The organism is Qipengyuania pacifica (assembly GCF_019711555.1).
GTDB classification, from domain to species: domain Bacteria; phylum Pseudomonadota; class Alphaproteobacteria; order Sphingomonadales; family Sphingomonadaceae; genus Qipengyuania; species Qipengyuania pacifica.
This window is the reverse complement of record NZ_JAIGNQ010000001.1, coordinates 989,297-1,006,393: the sequence shown is the minus strand read 5'-3', so window position 1 is coordinate 1,006,393 and position 17,097 is coordinate 989,297. Positions and strand designations below refer to the sequence as shown.

General features: G+C 59.1%; 15 protein-coding genes. 7 read left to right on the top strand and 8 right to left on the bottom strand.

The genetic code is table 11. The features are described from left to right. Positions 1 to 57: 57 nt before the first annotated feature. The 3 genes from ahpC to katG all read left to right on the top strand — a co-directional run bounded on the left by ahpC (position 58) and on the right by katG (position 4,771). Positions 58 to 624, top strand: coding sequence for an alkyl hydroperoxide reductase subunit C (ahpC, locus tag K3177_RS04905; RefSeq protein ID WP_103024527.1), 567 nt, complete (start codon positions 58 to 60; stop codon positions 622 to 624). Positions 625 to 793: 169 nt separating this feature from the next. After that, positions 794 to 2,383 (top strand): alkyl hydroperoxide reductase subunit F, encoded by a 1,590-nt coding sequence (gene ahpF, locus K3177_RS04900; protein ID WP_221597345.1) that lies wholly within the window; start codon positions 794 to 796, stop codon positions 2,381 to 2,383. A gap of 195 nt (positions 2,384 to 2,578) precedes the next feature. Then, positions 2,579 to 4,771 (top strand): catalase/peroxidase HPI, encoded by a 2,193-nt coding sequence (gene katG / locus K3177_RS04895; protein ID WP_221597343.1) that lies wholly within the window; start codon positions 2,579 to 2,581, stop codon positions 4,769 to 4,771. A 99-nt stretch (positions 4,772 to 4,870) separates the two neighbouring features. On the opposite strand, the gene K3177_RS04890 is transcribed toward katG, so the two are convergent. Genes K3177_RS04890 through K3177_RS04880 form a run of 3 tightly spaced genes read right to left on the bottom strand, consistent with a single transcriptional unit; the run spans position 4,871 to position 7,300 of the window. Beyond that, positions 4,871 to 5,431, bottom strand: a complete 561-nt coding sequence (locus tag K3177_RS04890; RefSeq protein ID WP_103024524.1) for a Smr/MutS family protein — start codon at positions 5,429 to 5,431, stop codon at positions 4,871 to 4,873. Further along, on the bottom strand, positions 5,428 to 6,621 hold the full coding sequence (mltA, locus tag K3177_RS04885) for a murein transglycosylase A (RefSeq protein WP_196847706.1): 1,194 nt from the start codon (positions 6,619 to 6,621) through the stop codon (positions 5,428 to 5,430). The genes K3177_RS04890 and mltA overlap by 4 nt, the downstream gene beginning before the upstream one ends. Positions 6,622 to 6,646: 25 nt before the next feature. After that, positions 6,647 to 7,300 (bottom strand): Tim44/TimA family putative adaptor protein, encoded by a 654-nt coding sequence (locus K3177_RS04880; protein WP_103024522.1) that lies wholly within the window; start codon positions 7,298 to 7,300, stop codon positions 6,647 to 6,649. 253 nt (positions 7,301 to 7,553) lie between these two features. Here K3177_RS04880 and secB point away from each other — a divergent pair, with 253 nt between their 5' ends. The 4 genes from secB (at position 7,554) to K3177_RS04860 (ending at position 11,611) form a co-directional block, all read left to right on the top strand. Further along, entirely contained in the window at positions 7,554 to 8,087 is a 534-nt protein-coding gene (secB, locus tag K3177_RS04875; protein ID WP_103024521.1) for a protein-export chaperone SecB, read from the top strand. 30 nt (positions 8,088 to 8,117) lie between these two features. Further along, complete coding sequence (gene murJ / locus K3177_RS04870; protein ID WP_221597341.1) at positions 8,118 to 9,728, top strand: murein biosynthesis integral membrane protein MurJ; 1,611 nt, start codon at positions 8,118 to 8,120, stop codon at positions 9,726 to 9,728. Positions 9,729 to 9,738: 10 nt separating this feature from the next. Continuing rightward, positions 9,739 to 10,752, top strand: coding sequence for a tryptophan--tRNA ligase (trpS, locus tag K3177_RS04865; RefSeq protein ID WP_221597339.1), 1,014 nt, complete (start codon positions 9,739 to 9,741; stop codon positions 10,750 to 10,752). 166 nt (positions 10,753 to 10,918) lie between these two features. Then, positions 10,919 to 11,611, top strand: a complete 693-nt coding sequence (locus K3177_RS04860; protein WP_221597337.1) for a DUF4136 domain-containing protein — start codon at positions 10,919 to 10,921, stop codon at positions 11,609 to 11,611. Between the two features lie 127 nt (positions 11,612 to 11,738). Here K3177_RS04860 and dut read toward each other — a convergent pair whose 3' ends face one another. The 5 genes from dut to rfbC form a co-directional block, all read right to left on the bottom strand. Then, positions 11,739 to 12,224, bottom strand: coding sequence for a dUTP diphosphatase (dut, locus tag K3177_RS04855; protein ID WP_221597335.1), 486 nt, complete (start codon positions 12,222 to 12,224; stop codon positions 11,739 to 11,741). A 1,244-nt stretch (positions 12,225 to 13,468) separates the two neighbouring features. Continuing rightward, a complete protein-coding gene (gene rfbA, locus K3177_RS04850; RefSeq protein WP_221597334.1) occupies positions 13,469 to 14,338 on the bottom strand; it encodes a glucose-1-phosphate thymidylyltransferase RfbA in 870 nt (289 codons plus the stop codon). Between the two features lie 5 nt (positions 14,339 to 14,343). Next, on the bottom strand, positions 14,344 to 15,234 hold the full coding sequence (gene rfbD, locus K3177_RS04845) for a dTDP-4-dehydrorhamnose reductase (protein ID WP_221597332.1): 891 nt from the start codon (positions 15,232 to 15,234) through the stop codon (positions 14,344 to 14,346). Beyond that, positions 15,231 to 16,292, bottom strand: coding sequence for a dTDP-glucose 4,6-dehydratase (gene rfbB, locus K3177_RS04840; protein WP_221597330.1), 1,062 nt, complete (start codon positions 16,290 to 16,292; stop codon positions 15,231 to 15,233). Before rfbB ends, rfbD begins: the two co-directional genes overlap by 4 nt. Before the next feature lie 2 nt (positions 16,293 to 16,294). Beyond that, complete coding sequence (rfbC, locus tag K3177_RS04835; protein ID WP_221597328.1) at positions 16,295 to 16,858, bottom strand: dTDP-4-dehydrorhamnose 3,5-epimerase; 564 nt, start codon at positions 16,856 to 16,858, stop codon at positions 16,295 to 16,297. Between the last annotated feature and the right edge of the window lie 239 nt (positions 16,859 to 17,097).

The window sequence follows — 17,097 nt, the reverse complement described above, 5'->3', positions numbered from 1 at the left end:
ACACACCCTATCTGTGGTTCGAGAGTTTCAACCCGAACACACGGAGAATCAGATACTATGGGTATTATCGGAAGCCAGATTAAACCGTTCACCGCCACCGCGTTCAAGGCCGGCGAAGACTTCTACGACGTCACCGACGAAGACGTGAAGGGCAAGTGGGCGGTATTCTTCTTCTATCCCGCCGACTTCACCTTCGTCTGCCCGACCGAACTTGAAAATCTTGGCGAGCAGTACAGCATGCTCCAGAAGATGGACGTCGAGGTCTATGCCGTGTCGACCGACACGCATTTCAGCCACAAGGCATGGCACGATACGTCGGAAAAGATCGGCAAGCTCAACTTCCCGTTCCTGGGCGACCAGAACCACGTTCTTGCCCGCAACTTCGACGTGCTGCGTGAAGGCGTGGGCCTTGCCGACCGTGCGACCTTCGTGGTCGATCCCGATGGCGTGATCCAGATCATGGAGCAGACCTGCGAAGGCGTTGGCCGTAATGCCAATGAACTGGCCCGCAAGATCAAGGCTGCACAGTATGTCCGCGCCAACCCTGGCCAGGTCTGCCCGGCAGCGTGGGAAGAAGGCAGCGACACGCTTGCTCCTTCGCTCGACCTCGTCGGCAAGATCTAAGCGTTAATTCGCCAGACAGATCGGAAGGCCTAGCGGCCTTCCGTACAAAAACCCGAGCCTGACTCGGGTCGCTGGAAGGCCCGGGGCATCCCCCTCCCCCCCCGCCCCGGGCCTTTTCACTCTCCCCAATTTTCAAATCCATTGTCCATCCGACACCCGGAGTCCGCCCATGCTCGATGCAACCATGACCCAGCAGCTCAAGACCTATCTGGCCAATTTGCGCGAGCCGGTCGAACTGGTCGCCTCGCTCGGCGAAGACGCCAAGAGCGTTCAGACGCGCGAACTGCTCGAGGAAATTGCGGAACTGCACGACCTCGTCAGTGCCAGCTTCGACGGGACCGATGCACGCAAGCCCAGTTTCGTGATCCGCCGCGCAAGCGATGCGGAAAAATGGGTGCGCTTTGCCGGTCTGCCGATGGGCCATGAATTCACCAGCCTGGTGCTTGCACTGCTGTGGGCCGGCGGACATCCGCCGAAAGTCGATGCCGATCTGCTCGAACAGGTCCGCGGGCTGGAAGGCGATTTCAATTTCGAGATGTATTTCTCGCTCAGCTGCCACAACTGCCCGGACGTGGTGCAGGCCCTGACGCTGATGGCGCTGGAAAATCCGCGCATAACGGCGACGCTGATCGAAGGCGGCACGTTCCAGGAAGAGGTCGACGAGCGCGAGGTGATGGCCGTGCCTGCCACGTTCCTGAATGGCGAGCCCTTTTACAACGGCAAGATGGAACTGGCCGAGATCCTCGCCAAGATCGACACCGGAAGCGAAGAGAAAGCGGCAGAGAAGCTTTCGGCCAAGGCGCCGTTCGAAGTTCTCGTCGTCGGCGGCGGCCCTGCGGGCGCAGCGACGGCTATCTACACCGCGCGCAAGGGCTTCAGCACGGGTATCGCGGCGGAACGGTTCGGCGGGCAGCTGCACGACACGCTCGGCATCGAAAACCTTCCGGGTACTCCTTACACCGAAGGCCCGAAGCTTGCGGGCGAATTGAAGCGTCATGTCGGCGAATACGACATCGATCTGATGGATCTCGCCAAGGCGGTGAAGCTCGTTCCTGCGAAGGAAGAAGGCGGGCTGCACACGGTCGAATTCGGCAATGGTGCCAGCCTGAAAGCCCGCAGCCTGATCCTTGCGACCGGTGCGCGGTGGCGCAATCTGGGTGTTCCGGGCGAAGCGGAATACCGCAACAAGGGGGTTGCCTATTGCCCTCACTGCGACGGACCATTGTTCAAGGGCAAGCGCATCGCAGTGGTTGGCGGCGGTAACTCCGGGGTTGAAGCGGCGATCGACCTGGCGAAGATCGTCGGCCACGTCACGCTGATCGAATATGACGAGAAGCTGCGTGCCGACGAAGTGCTGCAGAAAAAGCTTCGCAGCATGAGCAATGTCGATATCGTCACCAGCGGGCAGACCACGGAAATCACTGGCAAGGACGGCAAGGTGAACGGCCTTGTCCTGAAGGACCGCAAGAGCGGCGAAGAACGCCGGGTCGAGCTGGAAGGCGTGTTCATCCAGATCGGACTGGTCCCGAACACCGAATGGCTGAAGGATTCCGGCCTCGAGCTGACCAAATTCGGCGAGATCGCAACGGACGAGGAAGGGCGCACCAGCCTGCCGGGCGTATTCGGCGCCGGCGATGTGACCGATGTGCCTTACAAGCAGATCGTCGTCGCCATGGGCGAAGGGTCGAAAGCGGGCCTGTCGGCGTTCGACTATCTCATCCGCACCGAACCGGTCGAGGATATCGCGCAAGCCGCGTGACCCGTCATCCAACGGCCATGAAAGCGTCGCCAATCCATGTGGATGGCGGCGCTTTTCGCATGTGGAGCACTACTGGCCGCTTCATCGCTTAAGGCTATCAATTCGACGCATTTAATCGATTGGACGCATTAGCACCGAGGGCGCATCCTTTCTCCACAATATCACCCTGAGTCTTGTAGAGTGGAGAGACGAACGATGGATGCGAAGACAGGCGAAATGAGCGGTTGCCCGATGCATGGCGACGGCGGGATGCGGGCGCTTCTGGGACGTACCAACAAGGATTGGTGGCCCGAGATGCTGGCAACCGAAATCCTCAACCCCAATGGTCCGTCGAACCCGATGGGCGACGACTTCGATTATGCCGAGGCCTTCAATGCACTCGATTACAAGGCGCTGAAAGAGGATCTCCACGCGCTGATGACCGACAGCCAGCCATGGTGGCCGGCAGATTACGGCCATTACGGCCCGTTCTTCATTCGCATGGCGTGGCATGCGGCAGGCACCTATCGCACGGCCGACGGACGCGGCGGCGCCAATAGCGGGCAGCAGCGCTTCGCGCCGCTCGACAGCTGGCCGGATAATGGCAATCTCGACAAGGCGCGCCGCCTGTTGTGGCCGGTGAAGCAGAAGTACGGCCAGCACATCAGTTGGGCCGACCTGTTCATCATGGCAGGCAATGTCGCGATCGAAAGCATGGGCGGACCGATCTTCGGCTTTGGCGGTGGCCGTGCCGACGTGTTCGAACCGGAACGCGACATCTACTGGGGAAGCGAAGACAAATGGGTCAACGAAGGCGTGCAGACCCGCATTGCCCCTGAACACGGATACGAACAGATAGAAGGGCCGCTCGCCGCGATCCAGATGGGTCTCATCTATGTCAATCCCGAAGGCCCCGGCGGCAACCCGCATGACGATGAAGGCGCTGCGCGCGACCTGCGCGAAACCTTCAAGCGCATGGCCATGAACGACGAGGAAATTGTCGCCCTGACTGCTGGCGGACACACATTCGGTAAGGCCCACGGCAATGGCGATGCATCGACGCTGGGTGCGGCACCAGCGGGCGGAGATCTTGCAGCGCAGGGCTTCGGCTGGGTTTCGGGCGAAAAACACGGCGGTATTGGCGAGCATACGGTGACCAGCGGTATCGAGGGCGCCTGGACGAACACTCCCGACAAGTGGAGCGAGAATTACTTCCGCCTGCTGCTCGACTACGATTACGAGCTGGTGCAATCGCCTGCCGGCGCGAACCAGTGGCAGCCGATCGACCAGAAGGAAGAGGACATGGCCCCCGCGGCCTGGGATTCTTCCAAGAAGGTCCCCACCATGATGACCACTGCCGACATGCAGATGAAGCGCGATCCGGGCTTCCGCAAGATCAGCGAGAAGTTCCGCAACGATCACGAAGCATTCCGGGACGCCTTTGCCCGCGCGTGGTTCAAGCTGACCCACCGCGATATGGGCCCCAAGATCCGCTATCTCGGCCCGGAAGTGCCGCAGGAAGACCTGATCTGGCAGGATCCCGTGCCCGAGGGCACCATGCCATCGGACAGCCTCATCTCCGAAGTGAAGGCCAAGATCGCCGATAGCGGCCTGACCGTGAGCCAGTTGATCAAGACGGCCTGGGCGTCTGCAAGCACATACCGCAAGTCCGATCATCGCGGCGGCGCCAATGGCGCGCGGATCGCTCTCAGCCCGCAGAAGGACTGGGACGTGAACGAGCCTGCGAACCTGCAAAAGGTTCTCAGTACGCTCGATAGACTGCGCGGCGACATGAGCCTTGCCGATGCGATCGTTCTGGGCGGTGTGGTTGCGCTGGAAAAGGCTGGCGCCACGGATGTGCCTTTCACCGGCGGGCGCGGCGATGCAACGCAGGAACAGACCGACGTCGAAAGCTTCGACTGGATGGAGCCGGAAGCCGATGCCTTCCGCAATTACCGTCCGAAGAAGATGGGCGTGAAGACCGAGGAAATGATGCTCGATCGCGCCAGCCTGCTGGGTCTTTCAGTACCTGAGATGACGGTATTGATCGGCGGCCTTCGCGTGCTTGGTGCCAACCACGGCGAACGCGGCCATGGGCACCTCACCGAACGTTCCGGTCAACTTACCAACGACTTCTTCGTCCATCTCTACGACATGACGAATGTCTGGAAATCGACCGACGACAGCGACGAGGAATATGTCGCAACCGACCGGGCTGAAGGCCGCGAAAAGTGGCACGCGACCCGTGCCGATCTGGTCTTCGGTTCGAACGCCGAACTCCGTGCGGTGGGCGAAGTATATGCCCAGAAGGGCGGCGAAGAGAAATTCAAGAAGGATTTCGTCAAAGCCTGGACCAAGGTGATGGATGCCGACCGTTTTGACATTTCCTACCGGAAATATCATAGTTAATTCCTAGACGGCCTGATTGGTCGACCACCGAGGGGCCCCCGACACCGCGTCGGGGGCTTTTCTGTTTCAGGAAGCACTCGTAAGCCGATCCGACCCGGGTCAGCGTTCGCGTTTGAGGACGATGTAAAGGGCCCCGTCACCGCCATGGCGCTGATGCGCGCGCCGGACTGCCGCGATCGCGGAATGATGACTGGAGGCGGCCAGCCAGTCCAAGACCTTGGCACGAATTGCGCCGCGCTTCGCCCCCCTATCGGCAGCTTCGACAGGGCGCGGCTTGCCCGTCACCACCAGGATGGTTCGCGCCCCGATCGCGCGTGCCTGCGCGACGCCGCTCATCAGGCGGTCGTATGCTGCATCGAGATTGTGGCCATGAAGATCAAGCGTGACCTCCGGCTGCAACTGGCCTGCCTTGAGGCGGCGATCCCAATGCGAGTCCAGCCCACGATCCTGCACGGGGACGGCCTTGGGAGGTGATGGCTTCGCGGCACGCGGCACGCGCGGTGGTGTGGCGATTTTCGCTGGTGAAGAACGGACCGGCGGTTGGGGTCGATGATCGGGTTTCGGCTGGATAGGCTTGAGCGGGTGCAGGCGCTTCACCGTTGCGGCGAGCTTGTCCCATGCCTCGACTTCATCGGCAGACAGGCCCCGCGGCGCGTTCACCTGCCCGTTTCATGACGCTGGACGGTGCCCTTGGGGACGAGAATGAGAGCCGACCCGCGCGAACTCATGCCTCCAGCGATCCGGCGTGCATCCTCACCATTGCCCCAGAAGGTGTCGAACCGATTGGCCCCCTTGATTGCCCCGCCAGTATCCTGCGCGATCCACAGGCCATCTGCCACATCATGTTCGAGATCCAGATAGACAGGCGCACCGTAGGGTACATAATTGGGATCGACCGCGACCGAGGATTCCCGGCGAACCGGTACACCGAGCGACCCGAGCGGACCGTCGGTGTCCAGGGGGCGGAAGAAAATCCAGCTCTTGTTGAGGCGCATCACTTCCTGTCCCTGGACGGGATTATCGCGAATATACGCCATGATGCCCTGCATCGAAGTGGCGTAGGGGGTGCCGGGACCGATCATTCCGCGTTCCCGCATGACGCTCCCGATCCCGACATATTCACGCCCGTTCTGCCCGGCATAACCGATCCGCATCAGCGAATTGTCTGGTAGCCGGAGCAAGCCGGACCCCTGAATCTGCAGGAAGAAGAATTCCACCGGATCCGCCGCCCAGGCGATTTCCAGTCCGCGATTGGCGAGCGCCCCCTGTTCGATCTCCGCCCGCTCGTAAAACATTACGAATTTGCCGCTCGCGTCACGACGCCCGAGCGGAGGACGGCCCGTGCGTTCACTCTGGGCCATGTCGTCCGGCCAGTCGCGCACGAGTTCGGGAGGCATTGCATAAACGGGAACGTCGTAACCCGGTGCGCGCGTGCGGCTGCCACGGATTTCCGGCTCGAAGTAGCCAGTAGCGAAGGCCGCTCCATCGCCGACCCGCGCCGTTTCGAAATAGCTCGTGAAAAAGCGCCGCGCGTCTGAAACGGGCCAGGAAGTCACGGCCTGACATGCTGGGCGCCAATCATCGGTGCGGGTCAGACCGCTCTGATCTTCGCGCTTCAGGATGGCAGGGCAGGATTCGCGAAACGATGCAAGCGCCGTGGTGGCATCATTGGCGCCGATCCCGAGCGAGCCGATTTCCGGCCCGCGCGAAAGCCGCGCCAACGAGGCGCTCGGCACGGTCGTCGTGGGGGGAGGAACGGGAACCGTGCTTTGTGGTGGGCGGGCATCGGGCACGACCCGGCCACATGCGGCAAGAGCGATCGTTGCCGCAACCACGAGCAGATAACGCATATTCCCTCCCGGAATGCGAAAGGCGTCAGCCTTCGTCGGTTTCGTCGAGTATCCAGTTGGGATCGGAAGAACCGACATTACGGGTGAATGTCCACACGTCGCGGCTTTCGATCGCATCGTCGAGCGATCCGGCAATGACATTGCCTTCCGCATCGCGAGTAACCGCTGCGATATCGGCGACAAACAGCACTGCGATGCGCGCGGTCCGTCCATCGAGTTCCGCCGAACGAACGGTCGCATCTTCGATCCGGATCAAACGATTTTCAAGCGTTTCGCCCGCTTTGTCGCGTGCGTCGATCGCCCCTGCAAAGCTCTGATACACATCGTCATCGGCCAATTCGCGCAGCGTTTCCCGGTCGCCTTTCCAGAAAGCTTCGAGAACCATGGCATACGCGCCCTTGGCCCCTTCGAGGAAGCCAAGCAGATCGAAGCCCTGGTCCGCCGCAGCGATGGCGCGAATACCGGTTTCGTTAGCGGGCGCGCGATCGTCACCCGAACGCAGGACCACCGGCTGCCGTACAGCCTGCGGTGCATTGTCCGACTGCGGCGGTGTCTCGCTACGTTCGAAACGGCGCGGCACGATTTCTTCCTCGTGCTCCGAACGACGCCCGAGCACAGAATAGAGGCGCAGCCCCAGAAAGGCTGCGATCATGGCAAGGATGACGATCTCGGTGATCACTTAAATAACCTGCTTCCCGACTTGATTTGCAGAGGGGCAATCCGCCCCGACAGTCCAATCTGCGTCCTGCCCTAGATAGGGAAGAATTACAAACCGACAATGTTCCTGCGATGAACGATGTCGATGACGCGGGCGCGATGCACGGCGCATTGATACGCGTGCCCGACAGTGCTAGGCGCGCGCCGCACTGGTCCCGCGCTTCATCAATAACGCGCAGGCCCATCGAATTCGGAAATTTGGAAAGCGACTGCACATGGCCGACGAAGGCGACGTTCTCACCGACATCAACCCCGATCCCGCAGCCGGAGCCAATGGCGCCGACAATCTGCCGAGCGCCGGTGTGATTTCGCAATACATCAAGGATCTCTCGGTCGAGAATCCCAACGCACCGCAGTGCTTCCAGTGGAACGAGCAGCCGCAGCTCGATGTGCAGGTCAATATCGCTTCGGAAAAGGTTTCGGACGAAGTGCATGAAGTGACCCTGAAGGTCACCTGCGCCGCCAAGACCAGCCAGGGCAGCCTTTATCTCATCGATCTGGACTATTGCGGCCTGATGGGTATGCGCAACCTGCCCGACGAGCACGCACACGCGTTTCTGTTCGCCGAAGCGCCGCGCATCCTCTTTCCTTTCGCGCGCCGCGTAATCGCCGATGCCAGCCGCGATGCAGGCTTCCCCCCGCTTATGCTCGACCCGATGGATTTCGGCGCTCTCTACCAGCAACAGCTGGCCGCCCGCGCTCAGGAACGGCAGCAAGGCGAGGGTTCGCCCCCCGCTGGCGAAGCCTGAGTTAACGACATGCAGCAAAGGCTCTGACAGATGAGCCTGGTCAAGAATGTCGGCACCATCGGCGGACTGACTGCAGTCAGCCGCGTGTTCGGCTTCGTTCGCGACATGCTGCTGGCCCGCGTCCTCGGCGCAGGTCTGGCGGCCGACGCCTGGCAATTGGCCTTTACCCTGCCGAACACGTTTCGCCGCCTGTTCGCAGAAGGCGCATTCAGCGTTGCCTTCGTGCCGATGTACACGCGGAGGCTGCATGCCGAGGAAGATGGCGGCGACGAAGCCGCCGACCGGTTTGCCAGCGATGTACTCTCGGTATTCGTATGGGTCCTGCTGGGCTTTTCGGCGCTGTGCATGATCGCCATGCCCGGAATCGTCTGGCTCCTTGCGCGCGAGTACCAGGATGTCCCGGGCAAGTTCGAATTGTCGGTCATGCTCAGCAGGGTGACTTTCCCCTATCTTGCACTGGTAAGCCTGGTGGCCATGCTGTCGGGCGTGCTCAACGCCCGCTCGAAGTTTGCTCCGGGCGCAGTGGTGCCGGTGCTGCTCAACATCGTAATGATCGGCGGCATCCTGACCGGATGGTATTTGCGCGGAGATAGCGCAGACGACCTGCCTGTGGCCTGGGCGCTGGCGATATCGCTGGCGTTCGCTGGCGTGGCTCAATTGATCTACATGTGGTGGGCGACCCGGCGCGCAGGCGTAAAGCTGCAGATCAAGATGCCGAAGATCACGCCCGACGTAAAACGCTTGATGATGCTGATGCTGCCGGCGACCTTCGGAGCCGGAATTTACCAGATCAGCCAGCTGGTCGACACCTTCTTCGCCACGAGTCTGCCGCAAGGATCGCTCACGCTGCTGAAGCTTGCCGACCGCCTGAACCAGATGCCGCTCGGTATCTTCGGCATTGCACTGGGCACCGCGATCCTGCCCATGCTGGCGCGTCATATCCAGTCGGACAACCACCGCGAAGCGCAGCGCCTGCAGGGCAATGCGGTTGAGATAGCCATGCTGCTTTGCCTCCCCTGTGCCGTGGCACTTTCGATCTGCGCAGAAGCATTCACCGCCGGCATATTCCAGGGGGGACGCATGGCGCCCGAAGACACCGCGATCATGGGCAATATCGTAATTGCGCTGGTTTGCGGCCTGCCTGCCTATGTGCTTGTCAAAGTGTTCCAGCCGGCATTTTTCAGCCGTGAAGATACTCGCACTCCGGTGTTCGTTGCGGCCGGCGCACTGGCGATCAACATCGCGCTGAATTTCTATGTCGTGCCTCGTTATGGCATCGTGGGCCTGGCGGCAGCGACAGCGATCACAGCAACGCTCAACGTGCTGACCCTTTACGCTATTCTACAAATCCGCGGCTGGTTTCATGTGACCGGCAAGCTGGCGGGAAGGATCGTGCGCCAGATAATCGCAACGGCGGTGATGGGCGCTCTGCTGTGGTGGATGACGCCAGCGTTGGAACCATACTGGCGGGGCAGCACATTCGACCGTATCTGGTCGCTTGCAGCCCTCGTTATTGCCGGTGCGGCGGTATTCTTCGCCACGGCGTATCTGGTTGGCGCCCTCGACAAGGACCTCATTGCGCAGCTACGGCGCAAACGCGCGGTGCCGGCGAGCGACGGACCGCCAAATCTTTCGGAATAAGTGAGTAAACATGCGCGTAGTGTCCGGCATTCAGCCCACCGGCAACCTTCACCTCGGTAATTATCTCGGTGCAATCCGAAACTGGGTGCGCATGCAGGATGAGATGGCCGAGGGGCAGGAATGCCTGTTCTTCCTTGCCGATCTCCATGCGATTTCCATGCCGCACGATCCGGCCGAACTAAAGCGGGCAACGCTGGAAATGACCGCGGCGCTGGTCGCTTGCGGAATCGATGCGCAGAAAAGCGTGCTGTTCAATCAGGCACAGGTTCCCCACCACGCAGAGCTGCAATGGCTGCTGAACGGCACGGCGCGGATGGGCTGGCTGAACCGCATGACGCAGTTCAAGGACAAGAGCGGTAAAAACCGCGAGGGCGCCAGCGTGGGACTGTTTACCTACCCGGTTCTTCAGGCTGCCGACGTGCTGCTGTATCAGACCACGCATGTGCCAGTGGGTGAAGACCAGAAGCAGCATCTAGAGCTTGCCCGCGATATCGCTCAGAAGTTCAATAACGACTTCGCATCCGATGACGCTCCCGTCTTTACCCTGCCCGAACCGATCAGCCCGCCGCAGGCGGCGCGCATCATGAGCCTGCGCGACGGATCGAAGAAGATGAGCAAATCGGATCCGTCCGAAATGAGCCGGATCGAGCTGGTAGATGATGCCGACACGGTAATGAGGAAGGTCAAGAAGGCGAAGACCGACCCCGAACCTCTCCCCAGCGAGAGTGCTGGACTGGTTGGCCGACCCGAAGCCCTGAACCTCGTCACCATCTACGCCGCCGTTTCCAATATCACCGTCGAGGACGTGCTACGCGAATATGGCGGCGAAGGATTCGGCAAATTCAAACCGGCGCTGGCCGAATTGCTCGCGGAAACGCTTCGACCGATATCATCCCGTTTCAATGAGTTGCTGACCGATCGCGAAGCACTCGACGCAATCCTTGCCCGCGGTGCTTCGCGGGCGCGCGAACTCGGCCGACCTACTCTCGACGCCACCTACGCGGCGCTCGGGTTTGTCAGATAACCCTTTCCGAACTTGCAACAAATGTGAATCGGGATATTCAATCCGGGTTCATCCCCGTTCGTCTAGAAAAGCGCACAGTAACTGGCAGTGTGCCTCAGGGGGGCGGTAGGCTGCATGATTCGGTGTAAGCATGATATGCACGCCGATGTTCGGAAAAGGACTGAGCATGACCGACCGCAAAAAAGGTTGGGGGCGCAAACTTAAGCTCGCCTCCGTACCGATAGTACTAGCTAGCCTCGCTGCCTGCGCGACACCTTTCAACGCTGATGTGTCGCGTTTCCAGACGCAGCTTCCGGCACCGCAGGGCGAAAGCTATTTCGTCGTCGCAGACGATCCAGCCTTGGCTGGTGGGCTCGAATTCGCGCAATATGCGGATCTTGTGGAAGCACAAATGTCGCGTCTCGGCTATGCGCAAGCTGCATCAGCTGATAGCGCATCGCTGCTGGTCCGTTTCGATTACGGCGTCAGCACTGGGCGCGAACGGGTACGGACCACCGGTTTCCGCGATCCTTTCTACGATCCTTGGTTCGGATCGCGCTGGGGACGGTCGCGCTTCGGCTATGGACGCCCTTTCTACGGTAGTCGCTGGGGCTTCGGTTTCTACGATCCATGGTTCGGCGGTCCGGACGTTCGCAGCTATACGGTTTATACCAGTGGGATCGACATGAAAATAGATCGCGCGGCAACCGGAGAGCGACTGTTCGAAGGCAAGGCACAGGCCATTTCCACCTCGAACCGTCTGCAATATCTGGTGCCCAATCTCGTCGAGGCGATGTTTACCGATTTCCCTGGTAATTCGGGTGAAACGCTTCGCATTTCGATCGCACCAGAAAAGACGACGGTACGCCGCGTCGATTAATCGACGCGCTTTCGAGCGGTATGATGTTGAAGGGCGGCTCCGGATCGGGCCGCCCTTTTCATGTCTAGCAGAGTCCAATCCCGGTTAAAACCAGTCCCTGCTGATGCGCTGCCTTTGCATCGCGTCTTTAGCTGTCCGTGCCGGAAACGCCGGTAGAGCCGAAACCGCCCTCGCCGCGTTCGGTATCCGCTGAAAACTCGGAGACGACATCAAATGTCGGTCGCAGGATCGGCACGAAGACCAGTTGCGCGATCCGGTCTCCCGGGTTGATCGTCAAGCTGTCACTTCCCGGCGGGGTTCTGAGCCACGCGCTGATGAAAATTTCGTTTGTATAATCGGCATCGATCGTGCCCACCGATTGCCCGAGAACCAAGCCCTTCTTATGACCCAGCCCCGACCGTGCGAGTAAGAAACCGACCATGTGAGGGTCGTTCATCAACAGCGCAATACCGGATCGCACCAGCACGGCCGGCGCCTGCGGTTCGAGAACCAGTGGTTCGTCCAGGCAAGCGTAGAGATCGATGCCGGCGGACATTTCCGTCTGATAACGAGGCAGCCCCCAGTCATGCAGTCGCTCATCGAGTATTTTAAGTTCGATTTTGTCGGTGGGCAAACGATGGGTCCTTCTTAAGCTTGATATAAAATTTTAACAGCGTTGTTTAGTAAAATCTAACAGCGAACAAACCGTTTCCAAGCCCGAGTTGCGATAGCTAACGATCGACCTGATCAGAAAGCCTCGCGATTACTCCGTAATCCGCGCGAACCAGTTATCAGACGAATTACTTCGCAAAAATAAGCAAGATACTCAATGAACTTTAATAGCTGCTGGCGGTATAGGGACATGCAGTAAGTCCGGATTCGATTCAAATTTAACTTAAGAGCGTCGAATTGTCTTCGGTTTGTCGATAAGAGAATTTCCGGGCTGCCACGTCCGACCGGCCTTCACGCCTTCACAAAGTTCGCTGAGAGTTTCCACGCGAACAGATGAAAGACCGCCCACTAGGTGGACCGGTGCATTGCCCGGAGAGTGCGTTCACTCGAACGACGTGCAGCGCCGCCTTAAAGTAAATGGGCAAGCGGACATCGAAGGGCGCGCTTGGATTTTCACTTGCCAATTATGTTATATACAGTTTCGGGCGCCACCTCGCACTATCAGGAGAAAGCGGCGAGGATTCTGCACTGCACGCAGACGCGCGAAGTCGTGGAGTACCAGTATGAATAAAGCGCAGTCGTTTGAGTGTGAGCGCGTCAAGTGCTATCGACGAAAGCTGTAGTTTGCATTGCCCCACTAAACGCACGCCAACATTCGTTGGAACTGAGCGCCGAGATGCGCCACGTCCACTTCAAGTGTAATTGGCTCGTGCCGCTATTCTTATCCATCATGCTACAAATGGTAATTGGAGACGACGGCTAAGTCGGTGACCGTATGTCAAGAAATTGAACAGTATTCACCTATCGAACAGACCAACGCTCAATGTCTGAAGAAGTTTTAGAGGTTTGTCCTGACAGCGGCCGAACCGATCACACATCCGCAAGGTGCCAAGCGCAGTCCAGACCTTTCTGCCAATTTTAACAAGTTTTTTCGATCCGCAACTTCTGCCCTGGCCGTTCCCGCGCTGAAATTGATATTATGAGAATCGAGAACCTGCGTGATCAAAGCTTTGCTTCGCATAAAGATGGGGCCATATCGTTCTGCCGAATGAACGCAGTTGAATTAGTGCAAAGATCTGCTTTCACGTCAACATCTATCACTCAAATTATCGGCTCGTTTGTTATGGAAATTATTTAGCAAAGGATCGCCAAAGATCCGGAAATCCCACCTAATTGGCATTGGTTAGCAATCAAAAACGATTAGATTTAAACGTCGCTCAGTACCCCGCGCAGATACATGCCGTAGTCAGACTTACCCAACTTGGCAATGGCCTGCTCTAACCCCTCTACATCGACGAAACCTTGGCGAAAGGCGACCTCCTCTGGACTGGCGATCTTGAAGCCCTGCCTCTTTTCCAGAACGCGAACGAATTCTGCCGCATCTAGCAGGCTGTCGGGGGTGCCGGTGTCGAGCCAAGCGTACCCGCGCCCCATGATCTCCACTGACAGTTCACCACGTTCCAGATAAACTCGATTTACGTCGGTAATCTCTAGCTCTCCGCGTGGGGACGGCTGTAGATTTGCAGCGATGTCCACCACTTGCGCATCGTAGAAGTACAGACCGGTGACCGCCCAGTTGGACAGCGGGTTTTCCGGCTTCTCCTCGATCGAGACGGCTTTCATCGCTTGATCGAAGTCAACCACTCCATAGCGTTCAGGGTCGTGGACATGGTATGCGAATACGCTGGCGCCGGTCTTGCGAGACGAGGCGTTTGCCAGCAGTTCGGGCAGCCCGTGACCGTGGTAAATATTGTCGCCCAAGATCAGCGCCGAAGGCTCTCGCCCAATGAAGTCCGCGCCGATGATGTAAGCCTGCGCCAGCCCGTCGGGGCTCGGCTGCTCGGCATACTCAAACGTCATGCCCCATTGCGAGCCATCGCCTAGCAGGTCACGAAACGCTGGAAGGTCGCGAGGAGTGGAGACGATCAGCACTTCGCGAATGCCCGCCAGCATAAGCGTCGTAAGCGGGTAATAGATCATCGGCTTGTCATACACCGGCATAAGCTGCTTTGAAGTCGACAGCGTCATCGGATAAAGCCGCGTGCCGCTCCCGCCGGCCAGAATAATGCCCTTCATAATTTTTATGATCCTTCTTGGATTAGACGAGCTACGACGGCGCCGTACGAGGTTCGCCAGTCAGGCAGCGTCACATCGTGAACTTTCGCAATGTGCGCGCAATTGAGCCGCGAGTTCGCGGGCCGGGTGGCAAGGGTGGGGTACTCAGCGGTCGAGATCGGCCTCACGTTCGCGCCCGGACCCCCTCTGGCGGCGGATTCGGCCAAGATAGCTTTGGCAAAGTTCGCCCAACTGGCCTCCCCGCTCGCGGTCATGTGAAACACGCCGCGCAGATCCGGATCGTCACTGGAAAGGAGGTTTTCAGCTACCAGAAGGATACCATCGGCGATGTCGAGTGCGTTGGTGGGGTTGCCCACCTGGTCGGCTACGATCGATACTTTATCCTGGCCCCCAGCGAGGCGAAGCATGGTCTTGACGAAGTTGGCGCCGAAGGGGCTGTAAACCCACGCAACGCGCAAAATCGCGACATTGTCCCCATGCTCGGACAGTACCGCCTCCTCACCCGCCAGCTTGGATGCGCCATAGACACCGGTAGGGCTGGTAGGATCTGCTTCAACGTACGGCCGGTCCAGCATGCCGTCGAATACGTAATCGGTAGAGACGTGAATCATCGGCACGCCCAAAGCCTTCGCTGCGCGCGCCACTGCACCCGCACCCGCGCCGTTGACGACATAAGCCATGTCGGGCTCGCTCTCGGCCTTGTCGACCGCAGTATAGGCAGCGGCAGAAACCACGACGTCCGGTGTTGCCAACTCGAAAGCGCGGGCGACCGATGCTGGGTCGGACAAGTCCATCTCAGGTCTACCTAGCGCGACGACATCGTGCCCGGCAGCGCCACCGCGTTCGATCAATGCGGTAACCACTTGGCCTGACTTGCCAGTGACGGCAACCCTCATGCAGACTCCTTCACTGTGGAAAGACCCAGCCTCTCACCGTCGTAACGGTCGCGCAAAGCACGCCACCACCATTCGTTGTCCAGATACCAGCGCACCGTCTTCTCAATGCCCGTGTCGAAATTCTCAGTAGCTCGCCAGCCAAGCTCGTTCTCAAGCTTGGTGGCGTCAATTGCATAGCGCGCATCGTGCCCCGGCCGGTCCGTGACGAATTCGATAAGGTTCTCCCGTGGGGCATCTGTCGGCACGAGTTCGTCGAGCACGGCGCAGATACGACGTACCACGTCGATGTTTCGGCGTTCGTTGCGACCACCCACGTTGTAGGTTTCGCCAACCCGACCATTCTCAATTATGATGTCAAGCGCGCGGGCATGATCATCCACAAACAACCAGTCACGCACGTTGTCGCCCGTGCCATAGACGGGCAGCGTCTTTCCAGCGAGCGCATTGAGGATCGTTAGTGGGATAAGCTTTTCAGGAAAGTGGTAAGGTCCATAGTTGTTCGAACAATTCGACACCACAATCGGTAGCCCGTAAGTGCGCTCCCAAGCCTTTGCCAAATGGTCCGACGCTGCCTTTGACGCCGAATAGGGCGAACTGGGATCGTAGGGAGTGGTTTCCTCGAACAGCCCTTCATCGCCAAGCGATCCATACACCTCGTCCGTGGAAACGTGAAGGAAGCGAAAGGCCGCCTTTGCGTCGGCATCAAGCCCGTTCCAGTAGCCGCGCGTCACCTCAAGCAAGGTGAAGGTGCCAACCACGTTGGTGTAGATGAAGTCAGCAGCGCCAGTGATTGAACGGTCGACATGACTTTCGGCGGCCAGATGCATGATGCGGTCGGGCTGAAAATCCGCAATTGCCGCATTCATCGCAACGCGATCGCAGATGTTGGCTTTTAGAAAGCGATGGTTGTCGCAATTCCCCACAGCCTTTAGTGAATCCTCACAACCGGCATAGGTCAGGGCGTCGATGGTCAGGACCTCATAGCCCTTATCAAGCACCAGATATCTGACGAGGGCCGATCCGATGAAGCCGGCCCCGCCTGTTACGATGACGCGCATTACTATTCGCTCCAGCTGAAATAGGCAGGGAGATCTGCCAGCCGCGGCTGCGCGCAGTCTTTGGCGGAAAGCGTGTCGGGATCGGCGACATCAGGCCATTCAATCCCGATCGCCGGATCATTCCAGGCAAGACCTTTGTCGCATCCGGCATTGTAATAGTCGGTGACTTTATAGCAAATCACCGTATGAGGCTCGAGCGAACAGAAACCGTGGGCAAAACCCGGCGGAACCCACAGTTGCTTGCCGTTGGCAGGTGTCAGTGTTGCGCCAACCCACTGCCCGTAAGTGGACGAACCGAAGCGGATGTCCACCGCCACATCGAACAGCGCGCCCGCAGTGCAACGCACCAGCTTGCCTTGTGCGTGCGGTGCGCTCTGGAAATGAAGACCGCGGATGGTTCCGGCTTGGACACTCAGGGACTCGTTGTCCTGTACGAAGGTCCAGTCACCTGCAACGTTTGTGAACCGGTCTTCACGGAAAGTTTCAGAGAAATAACCGCGCTCGTCCCCTAACCGCCGGGGGACTATTAGGTTCAATCCAAAAAGGCTCAGAGATTGGATCTGCATGATTCTACTCTAACGACTGGGAAAAGCGATAACCCGCTGCACGACCGTCATGACGGAAACCATACGAGTTGAAATAGCAGCAGCACCTTGAGAGCTGACACCCATTTCACCAAGCGCTTTCCTGAGCGGCGGTCGCAGGAAGACAGGGCCATCAGAATAGATAGACCACTCGAAGGACCTGCAAATAAAAACACTGCTGCACTTTCCCCGTTGCTTGTACACCGAAATCGCTCCATCCG